At 75.2% G+C, this 16,745-nt stretch carries 9 protein-coding genes and 2 pseudogenes; 6 read left to right on the forward strand and 5 right to left on the reverse strand.

Annotated features, from left to right (window positions below; all coding sequences use genetic code 11):
- Window positions 1-6: 6 nt before the first annotated feature.
- The 3 genes and pseudogenes from WJM95_RS33190 to WJM95_RS33200 all read right to left on the reverse strand — a co-directional run bounded on the left by WJM95_RS33190 (window position 7) and on the right by WJM95_RS33200 (window position 3,499).
- Window positions 7-1,434 (reverse strand): ATP-binding protein, encoded by a 1,428-nt coding sequence (locus WJM95_RS33190; protein ID WP_339134513.1) that lies wholly within the window; start codon window positions 1,432-1,434, stop codon window positions 7-9.
- 33 nt (window positions 1,435-1,467) lie between these two features.
- Entirely contained in the window at window positions 1,468-2,925 is a 1,458-nt protein-coding gene (gene tnpB / locus WJM95_RS33195; protein ID WP_339134515.1) for an IS607 family element RNA-guided endonuclease TnpB, read from the reverse strand.
- Window positions 2,922-3,499: pseudogene (locus tag WJM95_RS33200) on the reverse strand (IS607 family transposase). Before WJM95_RS33200 ends, tnpB begins: the two are co-directional and overlap by 4 nt.
- A gap of 41 nt (window positions 3,500-3,540) precedes the next feature.
- On the opposite strand from WJM95_RS33200, the gene WJM95_RS33205 reads away from it, so the two are divergent.
- The 4 genes and pseudogenes from WJM95_RS33205 (at window position 3,541) to WJM95_RS33220 (ending at window position 8,626) form a co-directional block, all read left to right on the forward strand.
- Entirely contained in the window at window positions 3,541-3,873 is a 333-nt protein-coding gene (locus WJM95_RS33205) for a hypothetical protein (RefSeq protein ID WP_339134517.1), read from the forward strand.
- A pseudogene (locus WJM95_RS33210) lies at window positions 3,872-4,255 on the forward strand (transposase); the annotation flags it as partial. The gene WJM95_RS33205 and the pseudogene WJM95_RS33210, both read left to right, overlap by 2 nt.
- A 332-nt stretch (window positions 4,256-4,587) precedes the next feature.
- On the forward strand, window positions 4,588-6,948 hold the full coding sequence (locus WJM95_RS33215) for a hypothetical protein (protein WP_339134519.1): 2,361 nt from the start codon (window positions 4,588-4,590) through the stop codon (window positions 6,946-6,948).
- Window positions 6,949-7,399: 451 nt separating this feature from the next.
- Entirely contained in the window at window positions 7,400-8,626 is a 1,227-nt protein-coding gene (locus WJM95_RS33220) for a helix-turn-helix domain-containing protein (RefSeq protein WP_339134521.1), read from the forward strand.
- Between the two features lie 275 nt (window positions 8,627-8,901).
- On the opposite strand, the gene WJM95_RS33225 is transcribed toward WJM95_RS33220, so the two are convergent.
- Both WJM95_RS33225 and WJM95_RS33230 read right to left on the reverse strand, forming a co-directional pair.
- Window positions 8,902-13,116 carry a methyltransferase gene (locus WJM95_RS33225; RefSeq protein ID WP_339134523.1) on the reverse strand — a complete coding sequence of 1,405 codons (4,215 nt, stop codon included), beginning with the start codon at window positions 13,114-13,116 and terminating at the stop codon, window positions 8,902-8,904.
- 299 nt (window positions 13,117-13,415) lie between these two features.
- On the reverse strand, window positions 13,416-13,988 hold the full coding sequence (locus WJM95_RS33230; RefSeq protein WP_339134525.1) for a hypothetical protein: 573 nt from the start codon (window positions 13,986-13,988) through the stop codon (window positions 13,416-13,418).
- A 399-nt stretch (window positions 13,989-14,387) separates the two neighbouring features.
- Between WJM95_RS33230 and WJM95_RS33235 the strand changes: the two genes are divergently transcribed.
- Together WJM95_RS33235 and WJM95_RS33240 are read left to right on the forward strand one after the other, a co-directional pair.
- Window positions 14,388-15,602 (forward strand): aminotransferase class V-fold PLP-dependent enzyme, encoded by a 1,215-nt coding sequence (locus WJM95_RS33235; RefSeq protein ID WP_339134527.1) that lies wholly within the window; start codon window positions 14,388-14,390, stop codon window positions 15,600-15,602.
- A 901-nt stretch (window positions 15,603-16,503) separates the two neighbouring features.
- A complete protein-coding gene (locus WJM95_RS33240) occupies window positions 16,504-16,680 on the forward strand; it encodes a hypothetical protein (RefSeq protein WP_339134529.1) in 177 nt (58 codons plus the stop codon).
- Window positions 16,681-16,745 lie beyond the last annotated feature (65 nt).

The raw sequence follows: 16,745 nt of genomic DNA on the forward strand, positions 1-16,745 counted from the left end.
CTGACCTCACCCTTTGCATGTCGTCATCCCGGTCTTCTCGGTCGTATCGGTCGCATCGGTCGTATCGGTGGTCTCGGTGGTGGTCCGTCCGTCGAGCAGGGCGCCCAGGACCACGGCCCGCACGGACGGGCGCGGGATGCCGTTCGCGCCGAGCAGGCCCGCGGCACCCAGGCCGGCCAGGCCCCGGCGGACGGCGTCCGGCGCGATGCCGGTCAGCTCCGCGATGCGCTCCGGTGTGGCGGTGTCCTCCAGCAGCGCGGCGGCCCGGGCGACCGCGGCGGCGGTGGCCCCGGCACGGTGCAGACAGGCCTGCACCGCCCGGGCGAAGAACCCGTCGGTGTCCGGGACGGGGCCGTTGGGTGCAAGCCCGGCGGCGGGCTGCGGCGAGGCCAGCAGGGCGTTCAGCAGCAGGGGGTTGCCGCCGCCGGCCTCGTGGAGGAACGCGGCCTGCCCGGGGCGGCCCGCCCGCTCGGCGAGCAGGCGCACCTCGCCAAGAGCCAGCCGCTCCAGCCGGACGCGCCGGGAGCCCGCCCGGCCCGCCAGTTCGGCCGCGAGCGCCGGATCACCGGCTTCGTGGGGGACCGTCCCGGCGACCACCAGCAGCGTCCGGGCGGGCCGCACACGGCCCGCGAGAGCCCGTAGGACCGCCAGGGACTCGGCATCGGCGTGATGGACGTCGTCCACGCACAGCACCAGCGCACCGCCCCCGCCCACCTCCCGCAGCCGCGCGCACAGCCCCAGGACGTCCTCACCGCCGGGCGCCCGCCACGCGACACCCTCCCGGCCCTCCCAGTTCTCGCGGCTCTCCGCGGCCTGCCGGCCCGCGCGGGGGACTGCGGGGCGGGGGCCGGCCGCAGCACGGCGGATCACGGCGCGCACGGTGCCGTGTCCGGTCCGGGAGCCGGCCGCGCACAGCACCACCGCTCCCGCGGCGGCGGCCCGTTCGACCAGCAGGTGCACGAGCGCGCTCTTGCCGCAGCCCGTGGGCCCTTCCACCAGGACGGTACGGAAACACCCCTCGGTGGAGTCGGTGAAGGCATCCGTCAAGGTTCTGATCGCCGCGGTCCTGCCGGCCAGCGTCATAGCGGTCCTGTCGGTCGGTCCACCCCTCACCGGGCCAGCCTGGCCACGCCGCCTACAGCACCGCTGGAGCCGCGACGGAAGTGAACCACGGCCACCCACCAGGGGGGCGGCCACTACCGGTACGGCCGCCACCGGCATGGCTGTCACCGGGGCGGCCGGATCGCCCGTCGGCCGACCGCCGCCGCCCCGGGTGAGGGAGGGGCAGAGGGGTCCTCCATCCCCGCTCCAGTACGGACGGTCATGCTGCCCGGGCCGGCCGCAGGGCCGAGGACGGACCACGAAGGAAGGGCCTGTCGTCATGACGCCGATGCTGAACGAGCCGTTGCTGAGTCCGTAGTCAGGTATCAGCATTCCGGCATTTCTGCCTGGAGGTCCGTCACATCATCAGAGCGTGAGGGGCTCGGTGTGTGGACGGTCTCCCGTTTCTGTCTGCTGCTGGTGCGGCAGGGTTGTGCCGCCTGCCCGCCCCGTCCCCGTCGTGCGGCGGGGGCGGGTGGTGCGGGTCTTGTGGTCGGCTCCACGGGGCTTCGACACCGCCGGGGCGGTGTCCTGGTCTCCGGCCACTCCGGTACCAGTCGTGCAGGCTGCCGCGGCGAGGGCGGCGAGGTTGCGGGCCGCGTTGGTGTCCCGGTCGATGACCAGGCCGCAGGCGTCGCATTGGTAGGTCCGTACGTGCAGCGGCAGCTTGGCTTTCACTGTGCCGCACCCGGAGCAGGTCTTGGAGGAGGGGAACCAGCGGTCGGCCGCGATGATGCGGGTGGCGTGGCGCCGGCGGGTTTTGTAGGTGAGCTGGCGGCGGATCTCGCCGAATCCGGCGTCGGCGATGTGCCGGGCAAGGCGCCGGTTCTTCACCATGCCGGCGACGTTGAGGTCCTCGATCACGACGGTGCCGTACTCGCCGGCAACGCTCGTGGTGAGCTTGTGCAGGGCGTCTTCGCGGAGATTCGCGACGCGGTGGTGCACGCGGTTCCGCTGGGCGTTGGCTTTCTCCCACCTGCGGGAGGCCTTTTGTCCGGTGCGGCGGTCGGGGCCCTGGCGGCGGGAGACCGTGCGGGAGGCTCGGCGCAGTTGCTTCAGGGCGCTGTCCAGGTGCCGCGGGTTGGGGACCTCACGGATCTCACCCGCGCTGTCGGCCATGACGGCCAGGGTCTTGATACCGAGGTCGATGCCGACCGTCACGTCAGGCCGGGCGACCCGGACGAGGTCGCGCTTCACCTCCGCCTGGAAGGCGACGAACCAGCGTCCGCGTTCGTGGCGGACGGTCGCGGACAGGATCCGCGCGGTCCCGACCGTGATGCGGGTGAGGAGGCTGCCGGTGGGCTCGTGGGTGCGGATCGTCCCGAGGCGGGGCAGGGTGACGTGACGTCCGTCGGCGTCGAGGCGGATCGTGCCGGTGGTGAACCGGCAGGACAGGGGTGCTTTCCGCTTCGACTTGAAGCGGGGCATCCCGACCCGCTTGCCCATACGGCAGCCTTGCTTGGACTTGGCGTAGTTGTCGAACGCGGCCGACGCGTTGGACAGACCGGTGGAGTACGCCTCCTTGGAGTTCTCCTGCCACCAGGCAGCGAAGCGCGGGTCGGTCTTCTTGGCCTGGTTGAACTCCTTGCGCAGCGCCGGCAGCGACCACGGCCGCCACTCGGTGAGCAGGTCGGCAGGGACGCCATAGGACTCCTCCGCCCGGCGCTGCCACCAGGAAGCGGTCACCCATCCGACAGCCCAGTTGTACGCTGCGCGCGCCGCACCGCAGTGCGAGCGCAGCGCGTGCTCCTGGGCGGCGTTCGGGTCCAGCGCGAACCGGAACGCCTGCACCACGAACCCGGGCCGCGGCCGGAACTTCTTCACTCGAGGGCCTCGCCGGTCGCCACGGCCACCGCGCGGGCGGCCCGGTTCTTCACCACGCGCTGCCCGTACAGGCGGGCACACATCGAGGCCAGCACCTCGGTGACGTCCCGCACCACATCGTCGGCGGTCCCGGCAGGGTCAAGGACGACCAGACGCCGGCCGGACACCGACAGCACGGCCCCCAGATGCTCGACGCCGAACCGGGCCAACCACTCACGGTGCTCGACCACGATCACAGCCGTACCCGGGTCGGCGAGAAGCCGGTGCAGCTTGCGGCGACGCCCTTCAGCCCCGACCCGACCTCGGTCACAACCTCCGCAACAGCCAGGCCCAGCCCATTCGCGCCGGGCACCACCCGCGCGACCTGCCGATCCAAATCGGCCCCCTGATCGGCTGACGACACACAGCAGTACGCCACCACGCGCCCGAACGACGGGGCGGCAACCTCATCGACCAACCACGTCCCGGACGGCGCCTGACGGACCGGCACGAGCATCTCCCCATCCCTCACCCACCGCCAAGCGGTCTGGTAACTCACGCCCTGCCGACGCGCCCACACCGAAAGCAGCTTCACAACACCAAGCTACTGAGACGCCTGACCGGAAAAAGCCATGAATGACCAAGAAACCCGTAGCAGCTATCACTCCCTCAGCGGGGCTGCACGAACTCCTGGCCGCGCGCAGCCTGCGCGAGCGCAACAGGGAACTGGCCCTCGCGCTGGTCGCGGCGGGCAACCGGGGCGAGAGCAATCACCTCACCCGCCCCTGGACCGGCACCACCACACCCCAGGCCCTGCCCGCGGGGCTGCGGCTGACGGCCCACAGCGTCATCGCCGACCACGACGCCGTCACCCCGCGCGCCACCGCCCGTACCGAAGGAGCGGCCTGGTCACTGATCGCCGAGCTCCGCTTCGATGCCGCGGGCCGCATCAAGCAGTGCCATCCCTGATCACGACTTCATCGCGCACGAAGACCTCAAGATCCGCAATATGCTCAGAGCTCCCGCCCCGAAGCCGAACCCCACGATCCCGGGCGGCTTCCTGCCCAACGGGGCCGCCCCCAAAGCCGGACTCAACCGCTCGATCTCAGATGCCGGATGGGGTGTTCCTGACGATCCTGCACGCCAAGGCTGAAGGCGCCGGACGGGAAGTGATCGCCGTGGACCCCCGCAACACCTCCCGCACCTGCCCCGAATGCGGGCACGTCGCAGCGGAGAACCGGCCCACACCGGAGAAGTTCCACTGTCAGAACTGCGACCACCAGACGCACGCCGACACCGTGGGCGCGCTCAACGGGCCGGGCTGGCCCGTCGCCAAGCCCAACCGGCATAGCGAGAAGCCCCCTCGTTCACCAGGGGGAGGAGTCACCACCTGCTCGTGCCCGACAGCACGGCAGCCGCCCCGCCCGCCCGGTGACCCGGCGGCAACTCCCGTACGCACAGGCCGTTTCGGACCCCGCCCTGAGCCGGTCCCCGGTACACGCCCGGGGGTCCTGACCAGGCCCGCGCCTGAAACCGGGCCGGATCGAGGACCGTTCGGGGGCCGCTGGAGAAAACGGACGGCCACCACCGTGCGGAGCTAGCGTGGAACGGGCCGGGCCGCCCGGGCCCGTACGCCGACTCCCCGGGCCCAGAGGGCAGTTGCCCGATGGCACACCCCGGGGGGTGTCCGGAAATCAGGGGGAGACGATGGACGGTGACCGGCCCGCCGGTGTGTGCGCGGTGATCGACCCCGAGCGGGGCGAGCACGGCACCATGCACCTGCACGGAACCCTGGACCCCGCCTCCTTCCACCGCGCCCTGCACCGCGTCGCGGAGACCCGACCCGGCACCCGGCACCCCGGACCCCGGCTGGTACGGCACGCACCGGGCCTGCACAGCGTCGAACTCCCCGCCGGCGCCCAAGCACCCGTACCGGGGGCCGTCGGCCTGCTCGCCGACCTGCTCACCGCCGCCGACCCCGCACCCGGCTCCTGCGGCGCGCCCGCGGGCCCGCCCTGCCGGACCCTGCCCCGCACCGAACCGGTCACCCCGCTGCAACGCCGCCGGCTCGCCGACACCCTGGCCTGGCCCGGACACCAGGCCGAACAGCTGCGCTGGCGCTGGTACGGGCCCCTGGACACCGAACGCCTGACGGCGGCCTGGCACGCCGTCGGCGAGCGCGAGAGCATCCTGCGCACCGCCTTCGTCTGGGACCCGCGGCCCCGCGCCGTCGTCTTCGACCGCCCGGTCACCGACGTCGTCCGCCACCCGCACGCCACCGCGATCCGGCGTGCGGCGCTGCGCGAGCGCGAGCGGGCCCGCGCCTTCGACCTGCGGCGCCCGGCCGCGGTACGCGTGGCCCTGCTGGACAGCGGACCCGAGGACGCGGCGGCCCCCTTCACCGACATCCTGCTCACCTACCACCGTGCCCTGCTGGACAGTTGGAGCGCGCGGCTGCTGATGCGCGAATGCTGCCGCGCCTACCTCGCCGGCGGCATCCTGCCCGGCGGCCCGCGCCGTCCCGACCTCGGCGACTGCGCCCGCCAGCTCACAGCCCAGGACCTCGGCCCGTACCCCGGCCAGGACCTCGGCCCGTACCCCGGCCAGGACCTCGGCCCGTACCCCGGCCAGGACCTCGGCCCGTACCCCGGCCAGGACCTCGGCCCGTACCCCGGCCAGGACCTCGGCCCGTACCCCGGCCAGGACCCTGGCTTTCGCCACGGGAGCGTCCGCCGCCCTGCCGCGCCCCCGCCCTTGTCCCCGCCGGTCCCCGGCCAGGACCCCGGGTTCGGGCCCGGGAGCGCCCGCCACCGTGCTCCGTCCCCGGTCCCGCCCTCATCCCCGGTCCCGCCCTCGTTTCCGTTCTCGTCCCCGCCGTCGGACCCGGGCCGGGGCCGGGTGGCGGGGGGCAGTGGTCCCACCGGGGTGCTGCGCACCGTGCTGTCCCCGGCCCGCAGTACCCACCTGGCCCACTGGGCGGCACGCTGGGGCGTCGCGGAGAGCAGCGTCCTCCAGGCGGTGTGGGCCCTGCTCCGCTACCGCGCCGGCGCCACCGCTCCCGCCACCGTGCCTGCTCCGGCCACCATCGGTTTCGGTCTGGACTTCCCCGGCCGCGGACTGCTCCTGGAGGGCATCGAGGGCGTCCCGGGACCGTTCGAGAACGCGCTGCCGCTGACCCTCGCCCTGCACCCCGGACTGCGTCTGCCCCGCCTGCTGCACACCCTGCGCGATGTGGTGATGGACCTGTCCGCCTACGAATGGAACAGCGCCGGCGCACCGGACGGCGCCGGTCCCGGGGCGCGGGCCGGGGGCCTGCTCGCCTTCGACTGCGGCCCGCGGCCCGAGACCGCCTGCGGCGACGAACTCGCCGCCCAGGGAATCCGCTTGGAGGAACAGGAGGCCGCCGGAACACCCGCCGGGTACGCGCTGCGCCTGCGCGCCGGCCACGACACCCGCCGCGCCCTCGTCCTGACCTGCGCCTACGACCGCGACCTCATCGACAGTGGCACGGTGCGCACCCTGCTGGAACACACCGTGCGGCTGCTGCGCCTGCTGCCCGCCACGGCGACCGCGGCCACCACCGTCGCCGACGCGCTGGCCCTGCTGCCCCCCACCCCCACCCCCCGCGTCCCGGACGGTCCCCCCGCCCGGGACAGGGACTTCCTTGTGCCGCTGCGCGGCCCGCTGGCGCCCGCGGCCGCCACCGTGTGCCTGCTCGACGTCCCCGGCGCCCCGCGCACCGGGCACCGCGAACTCATACGGCACTACCGGGGACCGGAGGCACTGACCGCGCTGCGCCTGAGCGCCGGCCGGCACACGGACCACACCGACGCGCTCGCCCGTCTCGCCCGCGGCGGCGGCCGGCTGGTCCTGGGCGGTCACTCCGGCACCGGCGCCCTCGCCTGCGAACTGGCCCGGCAGCTCACCGCGGCCGGGGTGCGTCCGCCCCTGGTGGTGGTCGGCGGCGCCCACGACGATCCCGGCGCACCGCGCCACCTGGCAGAGGTCCTGCACCGGGCGGCCGCGCGGGCCGCCCGGCCCTGAGACATGGCCCCGCCCGTTCGCGCCCGCACTATCGCGGGAGAGAACACCTCTTGGGCCAGCCGATGTCGTCGTCGCACGACCGGTCACGCACCAGCGCCCGCCGGCCGGCGAGAGCCTCGCGGGCGGCGCGACGGGCAGGAACCGCGTGTTTCATGAGGGGGACTCCCGTGGACGCGGACGAGGACAGCTCCCGTGAGCGAGGACGGGCCGGTGCAGGTACCGGCCCCGGTGCTTGAGATATTCCCCGCAACCGCTCAAGAGCCGCTCGAGGAACGCCAGACAAACCCGTGAGGATCGCACGAACTCCACGGCACGCCGTCTGGCAAAACATTGCCCGCCCCTTGCCGGGCCGCCTACGCTCGGGACGGCTCCCCGACAACACCGCCCGGGCGGCGCGCCCGCTCCCGCCCCACGGGCCACCCCCCACCCGTCCGTCCCAGGGAATGGTCACATGCTGCGTCAGCCCGCCTTCGGCCGTCGTCTCCGCAAACTGCGACAGGCCCGCGGGCTGTCCCAGACCGCCCTGGCCGGGGACGGCATGTCCACCGGATACCTCTCCCGCCTGGAGTCCGGCGCACGCCAGCCCACCGAACGGGCCGTCGCCCACCTCGCCCAGCGGCTCGGCCTTGACCCCGCCGACTTCGAGGAACCCGCCGGCGGCTCCCTGGCCCACGCCCTGTCCCTGGTCTCCTCCACCGGCTCCCAGAGCGCCATGGACACCCTGCGCGAAGCCCTGGCGGCCGAAGGACACGAAGCACCGGTGCTGCGCTGGCAGGCCCTGTGGCAACTGGCCGCACAGCGCCGCCTCCAGGGCGACCACGACGGCGAACGGCAGTACCTGGAGGAACTCGTACAGCTCGGCGAATCGGTCGGACTGGTCGCCCTGCGGGTGCGCGGCCTGACCCGCCTGGCCCGCTGCCTGCGCGCCCTGGGCGAGATCACCGCGGCCCTCGACGCCGCGATGAGCGCCCACCACCTCGCCCGCGAGGACGACCTCGACGCCGAGGACCGCGCCGCCGTACTGCTGGCCCTGGTCTCGGTGGAGGCCGAGGCCGGCCGGATGCCCGACGCCCGCGCCCACGCCGACGAACTGGCCGAACTCGTCGCCGGCCGCAGCGACACCCTGTGGGCGGAGGCCATGTGGACCTGCGCCGCGGTCCGCCTGCGCCAGGGCGACTACCCCGCCGCGCAGGTCCACCTGGAAGAGGCACTGGAGAAGTTCAGCAGCCGCGAGGACCTCGTCCTGTGGCTGCGCCTGCGGTTCGCGGCCGGCCGCCTGTACCTCCAGAAGCAGCCCCCCGACCCCCGGGCCGCCGAACGCTGCCTGACCGCCGCCGAACCCGCGCTCGCCTTCGTCGGCACCCCCGGCCTGCGCCAGGACCTGCTCGCCCTCAAGGCCGACGTCGCCTTCCTCTCCGCCCGCTACGACGAGGCCCACGCCCTGCTCGGCGAACTCGCCGGAACCCAGCTGCGGATGAGCTACCGCGACCGGGTACGCCTGGACATCCTCCGCAACCAGCTGCGTATCCGCTCCGGTGACCAGAGCGGCGTCCAGGGACTGCGGGACCTGGCCGAACAGGCCCAGGCCGACGCCAACATCGACCTGGCCGCCGACATCTGGCGCATCCTCGCCGAATCCCTCGCCACCCACTCCACCCCGGCCACCCCCGGAACCTGACCGCCCCCGGCCACCCCCGGAACCTGACCGCCCCCGGCCACGCCGGGGACGCGACCGCCCTGGGCTACTCGCGGGGCGTGGCTGTCCCCTGCTGCCCGCGGGGCGTGATCGCCTCTGGCCAGGTCAGGGGCTGCCCATGGCCACGCCCGGGCATGACCGGGAGGCGGCTGCCCCCGGCCGTCCCCGCGACGTGACCGCCCCCGGTCCCCGGGGACGGGCGTGACCGCCCCGGGGGCGGTCCGGGGGCACCATCCGGTCCGCGGGGGCACCCCCTGTCATCCCTCCCGCAGATGCTCCGCACGCAGCTCGTGCCAGCCCTCGGGGACGGCGGCCGTCGCCGGCCATCTGGCCTGCCGGCCGGCCCCGTCGGCCAGCATCACGAAAGCGGTCGCCGCGTCGTCGAACGGATCGCCGGGGGCCGCCTCGTCCAGCACCCGCAGATTGCCGTACTCGTCCAGCCGGGCGGCCCGGCCGGTGCGCCACATGCGGGCGGCGGCGCCCTGCGGCCCGCCGCCGGGGGCGAACGGATCGGGCAGGAACCGCCCGCCGTCCGCCGCCGCCCCCAGATAGCCGCGGGCCACACCGGCCCCCGCGATGTAGAGGGAACCGGTGCGGCCCGGGCCCACCGGGCGCAGCCGCGCGTCCAGGAGATAGGCGCGGTGACCGGGCGCGGGCCGCACCGGGGCACCGGGCGTGTGCTCCACGACGAGCCGGGCCTCGGCCCAGCCGCCGCTCACGGTCAGCCCGGCCCCCTGCGCCCGGGCCAGCGGCACCAACGCGCCGAGCACGTCGTCGGCGCCGCCCAACACCACCCGCGCCCCCTGCCGGCCGAGCCACCCCAGCACCTCGTGCGGCACCTCCCGGGAGAGCGAGCCGTCCGGGACGTGCACCCGCCCACCGCCCACCAGGACGCCCAGCAGCCCGATCGCCGCGTCCCCGTCCGGATAGCCGCGCACCAGCCAGGCCGCGTCGCCCGCCGCCGCGGTGACCGCCTCGGGACCCACCACGACCGTGCCGTCCTCACCGGGCAGCAGCACCAGCGGACCACCGCCGCGCACCGGCCCGATCGCACCGGCCCGTGTCGTCGGCCGGTGCCCGGCCGGCGTCCACCGCCCGGCGGCCTCCTCGCACACCAGCCGGGCCGCGCCGGGCACGGCCGGCAGCAGCAGGTCCGCGGTCTCGTCGAGCAGCAGCACCACCGGGCGCGGCGACCCGCCGGGATCCACCGCCGGATCGGCCGGCACCAGCGCGGCCCCGGTCTTGGCCACCGCCACCGCGGCCACCGCGAAGGCGGCCGGCGAGGACAGCGCGGTCAGCACACAGCCGCCGGGACCGGCCCCGTGCCCGGCCAGGGCACGCGCCAGCAGATCGGAACGGGCGTCCAGGCCCGCGTAGTCCAGGCCCTCCAGCACGGGCGCCCCCGGGGCCCGCGCCACCTGCGCCGCGAACAGCGCGGCCACGTCCCTGCGCCCGGCCGGCAGCCGCGCACCCGCCCACACCCCGCTTCCGTCCGCCGCACCGGGCGGCGGAAGCAGCCGGCTCAGCCGCGCGCCGGGCGCCGCGAGGGCCGAACGCAGGACGGCGGTCAGCCGGCCGGTCAGGGAGGCGGCCGCGCTCTCGCCGACCGTCTCGTGACGGAAGGTCACGGTGACCGCGATCCCGGCCGCCTCACCCGCGGGACCCTGCCGTTCCGTCAGCGTCAGCCCCAGGTCCGCGGCCGGCACCGCGGGCGTGCAGTGCTCGGCCCGCACCGACAGCCCGGCCGCCTCGAACCGGCCCACGCACTCCTGCACCACCGCCAGCGCGACCCCGCCGGGCAGCGCCGCCAGCGCCGCCCGCCCGTCCCGGTAGGCGGCCAGATCCCGCTCACGGACCCGGGCCAGCAGCTCGGTGAAGGCGGGATCGCCCGAGGTGTCCACCGTCAAAGCCAGCACCCGCGCGTAGGGGCCGACGGCCTCGCGCAGCGCGGCCGTGTCCCGCGCCGGTACGGGCGCGGCCACCGTGACCGGGTCCTGCGCGCCGAGCCGGCCCAGCAAAGCCACCAGCGCCGCGTGCACCACCATGAACACCGTGGCGCCCTGCCCGGCCGCCAGCCGCACGAGCCGGGCGTGCAGGTCCGCGTCCAGGCCGTACTCCAGGGTGCCGTAGGAGGCGGGGCCGCGCCGCGGCCCGCTGCCCGGCAGCACGGCGGGCGGCAGATCGCCGAAGACCGCGCGGGGAGCCGCGTCCAGCCCGGCGGGGGAGCGGTGCGGGATCCCCCCGGTGGCCCGCATCCCGTAGGCCCGGGCCAGATCGGCGGCCAGCGGCACATGCGACCACAGGTCCACCGAGTCGGCGGGCAGCGCCAGTTCCAGCAGGTGCTCGTCCGCCCCCAGGGCACGCAGCCGGGTACCGGCCGAACCCAGCCGGGAGTTGCGCAGCACCGGATGCCGCCGCCCCAGATCCTCCAGGGCCGCCTCCAGCGCACGCCGCTCCAGCGGACCGCGCAGCCGCAGCGAGAACGCGCGGCTGTCACCGGCCGTGTCGCCCGGCCCGGTCGCCGCCGCGGGCGCGTCACCGACCAGCGCGGCGAACGCGGCCGCGGTCGGCGCCCCGTACAGCGCCCGGATACCGGGGTCGGCGCCCAGCGTGGCGCGGACCCGCGACAGCAGCCGGGCGGCCAGGTGGTGCCCGCCGATACGGAAGAAGTCGGACTCGGCGTGCACCCGGTGCCGGGGCAGGCCCGCCACCTCGGCGAACAGATCCCGCACGATCTCCTGGACCGGCGTGCCCGGCTGGGTGCCCCGGCGGCCGACGGCACGCGCGTCCACCGCCAGCGCCGCACGGTCCACCGCCCCGGCCGCGTCCAGCGGCAAAGCCTCCAGCACCATCAGCGCGGAGGGCACCATGTGCTCCGCCAGCCGCTCCTGGAGATGGGCACGCAGCACCACCTCCAGATCCACGGCCCGCTCCAGCGCGACCGGAACACCGGCCAGCCCCGCCAACCCGCCACCCCCCTCCACCCCGGCCCCGCCGCCCGCCCCGATGCCGCCGCCCGGCCCGGTGCCGCCGTCCGTCCCGGTGCCGGGCGGCGCGTACACGCCCGTCACCACGCCCGCGGGCACCTGCGCGGGATCCACGAGAACCAGGTCCAGGAGCTCGGGACGTTCGCCCCAGGTCGGCAGGGCCCGGTAGCCCAGACGCTCCGCCCGCTCGCACAGCGCCTCCGGGCCGGGGGCGGGCGCGTCCTGCGGCGCCAGGTCCAGGCCCTCGCGCGGATCGAACAGGGACCGCATCGCCGCGTACTCGTCGTGCACCCGCCGGTTGGGCACCCCGGCCAGCCGCACCACCGCCGGCCGCGCCGCCGTGACCCGGTCCACGACCTCCACCCCCTCACCCGCACTCCAGCGCACGACGGGCGCACCGGCCAGGTCGGCGACCGGCTCGGCGGTGGAGAGCACCACGTCGTAGCGGTAACGCGTCAGCTCGTTGTGATGCACACCCCGCTTGATCCGCACGTCGACCGCGCGCACCGCCGGCAGTTCCCCGGCCAGCGCCCCGAACAGGGCGGGGGAGAGCAGCAGTTCGCTCTCCGCGGCGACCCGACGGGTGATGGCACGGAGCAGCGCCTCCCGGCCGCCCCCGGCACCGCCCGGCCGGGCCAGCGCGATCCCGGTACGGAAACAGCGGGCGAGGTCGAGGCTGCGCACATCGCCCACCAGGAGCGAGCCGCCCGGGGCGAGCAGCGGCAGCAGCCGCTCCACGACGGTCCGCAGACGGGCGAGGCCCGGGAAGTACTGGACCACCGAGTTGACGACGATCGCGTCGAAGTGACCGGCGGGCAGCCCGCTGGTGTCCCCGGCGTCACGGCAGTCCAGCCGCACCTTCCGCCTCAGCAGCGGGTCGGCCTCCACCCGCGCGGCCAGCGCGGCGACCGCGGCGGGGGAGAAGTCGGTCGCCCAGTACTCCTGGACCTCCCTCTCGCGCGCCAGCGGGAGAGCCAGCCCCCCGCTCCCCGCACCGATCTCCAGCACCCGCCGGCGCGGCAGCTCCCGGATCCGGGCCAAGGTGGCCTGCCGCCACTCCCGCAGCTCCCGCGCCGGGATCGGCAGGGCGTCGTAACTGCTGGCCGTCCAGCCGCCGGTGAAGCCGTCCTCCGGCCCCCGGGCCGCGGATTGGGCGTGCAGCGCTTCGTGGATCTCCTTCCACCGCGCGCTCTGCGCCTCCTCCTCGGCCGCCGCCGGGGCCACGACGGCCGGCACCACGTGCGCCACCAGCCGCCGGTCGCCGTCCGCGTCCTCGTGCACGGACACCGCCGCGGCGGACACCGCCGGATGCGCGCTCAGCACCGACTCGACCTCACCGAGCCCGAACCGCCGCCCGCACAGCTCGACCCGCTCACCGGCCGGCCCGCCCCCCTCCCGCCCACCGTCGTCCTGCCCGGGGCGGTGCACCGCGACCGCGTGGGGACGCTCCTGGACCTGCTGCTCGACGAGGCCGGAGATCGACATCGGTACCCGCTCCTTATGACGCGCCTTCCGGCTTGGCAAAATGTTTCTTGAATCCTGGCAAGAGTGGCCTGAGGTGGCGTCCTGAGGCGGTCGAGCGGCACTGGAGCCGCTGGTGACGAGGGGGCGTTGCCGCCGGGGGCGGGGGCGCGAGGTTGCCAGGGCGCCCGGGGCGGGGGAGTGCCCGGCGATCACCCGGGTCTCGCGCGCGGCCCGCACATCCCCGGAAAACACCGAAGCCCCCGCTGGGCATGGCTGCCTGCGGGGGCGTCACGGGGCGGGCACGGATGCCCGGAGAGGGATCAGACGCTGGCGACGGCGGGGGCGGTCGGCCAGTTCGTGTCGCCGGCCTGGATGGCGGCCGGGGCGACCGGCCAGTTGGTGTCGCCGGCCTGGATCGCGGCGGGCGCGGTGGGCCAGTTCGTGTCGGCCTGGATCGCGGTGGGCGCGACCGGCCAGTTCGTGTCGGCCTGGATGGCGGTGGGCGCGGTCGGCCAGTTGGTGTCGGCCTGGATCGCGGTCGGGGCGGTGGGCCAGTTGGTGTCGGCCTGGATGGCGGCGGGGGCGACCGGCCAGTTGGTGTCGCCGACCTGGATCGCGGCGGGGGCGGTCGGCCAGTTCGTGTCCGCCTGGATCGCGGTGGGCGCGGTGGGCCAGTTCGTGTCGGCCTGGATGGCGGCGGGGGCGACCGGCCAGTTGGTGTCGCCGACCTGGATCGCGGCGGGGGCGGTCGGCCAGTTCGTGTCCGCCTGGATGGTGGTGGAGACCGTCTTCGCCGTCGTCGGCCAGCCGATCGCGTCGGTGGCGGTGGCGCCGGCGGCGGAGAAGGCGGTCAGGGCGGCGGCGGCGACGGCGATGCGGGCGATGCGGTTCATGGCGGGCTCCTCGGTGTCAATTTCGTTTTCGTTGCTTGGCAACCTTCTGCCAAGAAGATTGGCAACCAAAGCTCGCAAATGGGTCGTGAATGGGTCGATTCGGACTCAAGGTGCACGCCAGGAACACCCCAGAGGGCGGCGAGACGGCACGGAGTTGCCTAAGAAAGCCGCCCTGAGCTGCGGAAACGCGCATTCTTGGCAGAGCCGGAAGTGCTCTGGCAAGGCTTGGCAACTCCTGGAGAAACGGCCCGGAAGCGGCCGGGACCCGTGCCGCGGGCCCGTACTAGAGCCGTGCCTGAGCCGGTGCTGTCCGAGGTTGCCAAACCTCCGACACTCTGGGCAAGGTGTTGCCATGAAGTAGGCAATTATTTGCCTCAGTTGTGGGGGGAGGCCCCTGAAGTGAACGAGAAATCCCACGGCGGCCGCAGGATCCACCTCAACCCGGCCGGTGCGGGCCGCATGCCCGCGGCCGTACGGGAGGTCCTCACCGAGTGGACGCGTTTCGAGGACCGGTACGGGCCCTACGAGCTGGACGAACGCCTCGAGGACGTCCTGCACCGGGAGATCCACGAGAGGCTGGCCGCCCTGCTCGGCGCGCCGGCCGCGGACACCTTCGTGACCGCCGGCGCCGCGCAGGCGTTCGCCGCCGTGCTGTCCCGGCTGCCGCTCGGACCGCGCGACCGCCTCTGGACGACTCCCTACGAGTCGGCCGCCAACCTCGGCGCAGTCTTCGCGCTGCGCGCACGCACCGGCTGCCGGGTGGAGGTCGTACCGCTGCGCCCCGACGGCGACCTCGACCTGGAGTGGATGGCCCGGCACATCGGCGACGACGTCGCCCTGGTCTGCGTCCCGCACGTGCCCTCGGGCTGCGGCGTCGTCCATCCCGTCGAGGACATCGGACGCCTCCTGGCCCCCTACCGGTCCCTGTACGCCGTCGACGCCTCGTACGCGGTGGGCCAGCTGCCCGTGGACGCCGCCCGCATCGGCTGCCACCTGCTCACCGGGGACGGCTGGAGGTTCCTGCGCGGCCCGTACGCGGCCGGGTTCGCCTGCGTGGCACCGCGGCTGCGCGAGACGCTCGCCCCGTACGGGGGTGTGCCCCTGGTGCCGCCGCACGGCGCCGCGGCCGCCGCGCTCAACGCGGCCCTGGCCCTGCACACGCCGGCCACCGCACGCCCGGACCTCGCACCCGGCCTGCGGGCCGCCGTCCAGGACACGGCCGGCACCGAACTGATCGCCCCCGGACGCCTCCAGAGCGGCATCGTCACCTTCCGGCACCCGGACGTGCCGGCCGCTCTGGTGCGCCGCCGCCTCGCGGACCGCGGCGTCGTCGTGTGGAAGACGGTCGCCGAGGAGGTCCCGCTGTACCTGCCCAAGCGCGGTGTCGTCACCGCCGTACGCGCCTCCGTCCACCACGACAACTCGGCCCGGGACATCGAGCTGTTCGCCGACGCCCTCAAGGACGCCGTGAGCGGGCCGGTCCCGCTTCCCGCGCCCGCCCGGCACCCGCTGACCGCCGCACCGGCGCCCGCCGCGATCCCGCACACGCGGCTCGCCGCCCGGCGCCACCTGGCCCTGGTACCGGACACCGCCCGGATCCGCCCCGGAGCATGACCCCCCACCGCACCCACCCCCCGGCCCGGCCCGCCGGAGATGACGGGGCTCGGGAGGAGACCTTCTCCCGGGCCCCTTGGCCCGGCCGGCCACTGTCCCGCCCGTCGGCCGAGCCACCGCCCAGCAGGCCCGCTGCCCGCAGGAGATGAGGAGGCCCGAGAGGAGACCTTCTCCCGGTCCCTTCGGCCCGGCCGGCCACTGTCCCGCCCGTCGGCCGAGCCACCGCCCAGCGGGGCCGCCGCCCGCCGCCAGGCCGGCCCGCCTGGCGTGAGGAGGCCGGGGAGGAGACCCTCTCCCGAGCCTCTCGGTCCGGCCGCTGCTGCTCCGTCGTCTGTCGGCCGAGCCATCGGCCCGCAGGCGGCGACCGGCCGCCGTCCCGCCGGCTGAACCACCGGTGTCCGGTCCGCCTGGCCGGACACCCGCCGTCAGGCGGGCCCGCTGGGCATGACGAAGGGGGCTCAGGATGAGCCCCCTCCCGGGCCCCGCGGCCCGCCGCCCGCCGCGGAGCCGCTAGGTGCCGGCCCACGGACCCGCAGGCTCACCGGCCGCCGGCCGCCGGCCCAACGGTCAGGGTCCACCGGACCGCGGCCCGCGGCTCAGGCCATCGGCCCACTGGCCCACCGGTCACGGCTCACGGTTCACCGGTCAGGGTCCACCGGACCGCGGCCCGCGGCTCAGGCCATCGGCCCACTGGTCCACCGGTCACGGCCCACCGGCCCACCGGCCGGCCGCCCCCCGGCTTGGCGGGGCCGGAGGAGATCTCCCCGGCCCCGTCAAATCCCGGTCCGCCGGCGTCAGTTGCTTCGAGTCGGGCGCGAGGAGGGTCCAGGTGCGGTCCGAGTCGGGTCGTGTTCCCTCCAGGGGCGGTCACTGATCGGCAGTGGCCTCAAAGGAGGTTCGCATGGCTCTGCGCGACGTATTCCAGTCCCTCAACGAGACCGACTCCGTCGCTTCGCCGGCCGAGTCCCGTCTCGCGGGCGAGGGCGTCCTCGACCCGGAGAAGGCCGCCGTCCTCAGCAACAACGAGGAGGCCGCCGACGCCCCCATGACCGTCCTCAGCCAGATCAACGAGGCCTGAGCAGCACCAGCAGGCGGCCGCCTGGGAGCGCACCGCTCCCAGGCAGCCCCCGGACCGGAAAGGTT

Source organism: Streptomyces sp. f51 (genome assembly GCF_037940415.1).
Taxonomy (GTDB): Bacteria; Actinomycetota; Actinomycetes; order Streptomycetales; family Streptomycetaceae; genus Streptomyces.

Bases quoted from the DNA above. Each gene is read 5' to 3' on its own strand.
- WJM95_RS33190 (WP_339134513.1), bottom strand. From the start codon at position 1,434: ATGCTGATACCTGACTACGGACTCAGCAACGGCTCGTTCAGCATCGGC.
- WJM95_RS33205 (WP_339134517.1), top strand. From the start codon at position 3,541: ATGACCAAGAAACCCGTAGCAGCTATCACTCCCTCAGCGGGGCTGCAC.
- WJM95_RS33220 (WP_339134521.1), top strand. From the start codon at position 7,400: ATGCTGCGTCAGCCCGCCTTCGGCCGTCGTCTCCGCAAACTGCGACAG.
- WJM95_RS33225 (WP_339134523.1), bottom strand. From the start codon at position 13,116: ATGTCGATCTCCGGCCTCGTCGAGCAGCAGGTCCAGGAGCGTCCCCAC.
- WJM95_RS33230 (WP_339134525.1), bottom strand. From the start codon at position 13,988: ATGAACCGCATCGCCCGCATCGCCGTCGCCGCCGCCGCCCTGACCGCC.
- WJM95_RS33240 (WP_339134529.1), top strand. From the start codon at position 16,504: ATGGCTCTGCGCGACGTATTCCAGTCCCTCAACGAGACCGACTCCGTC.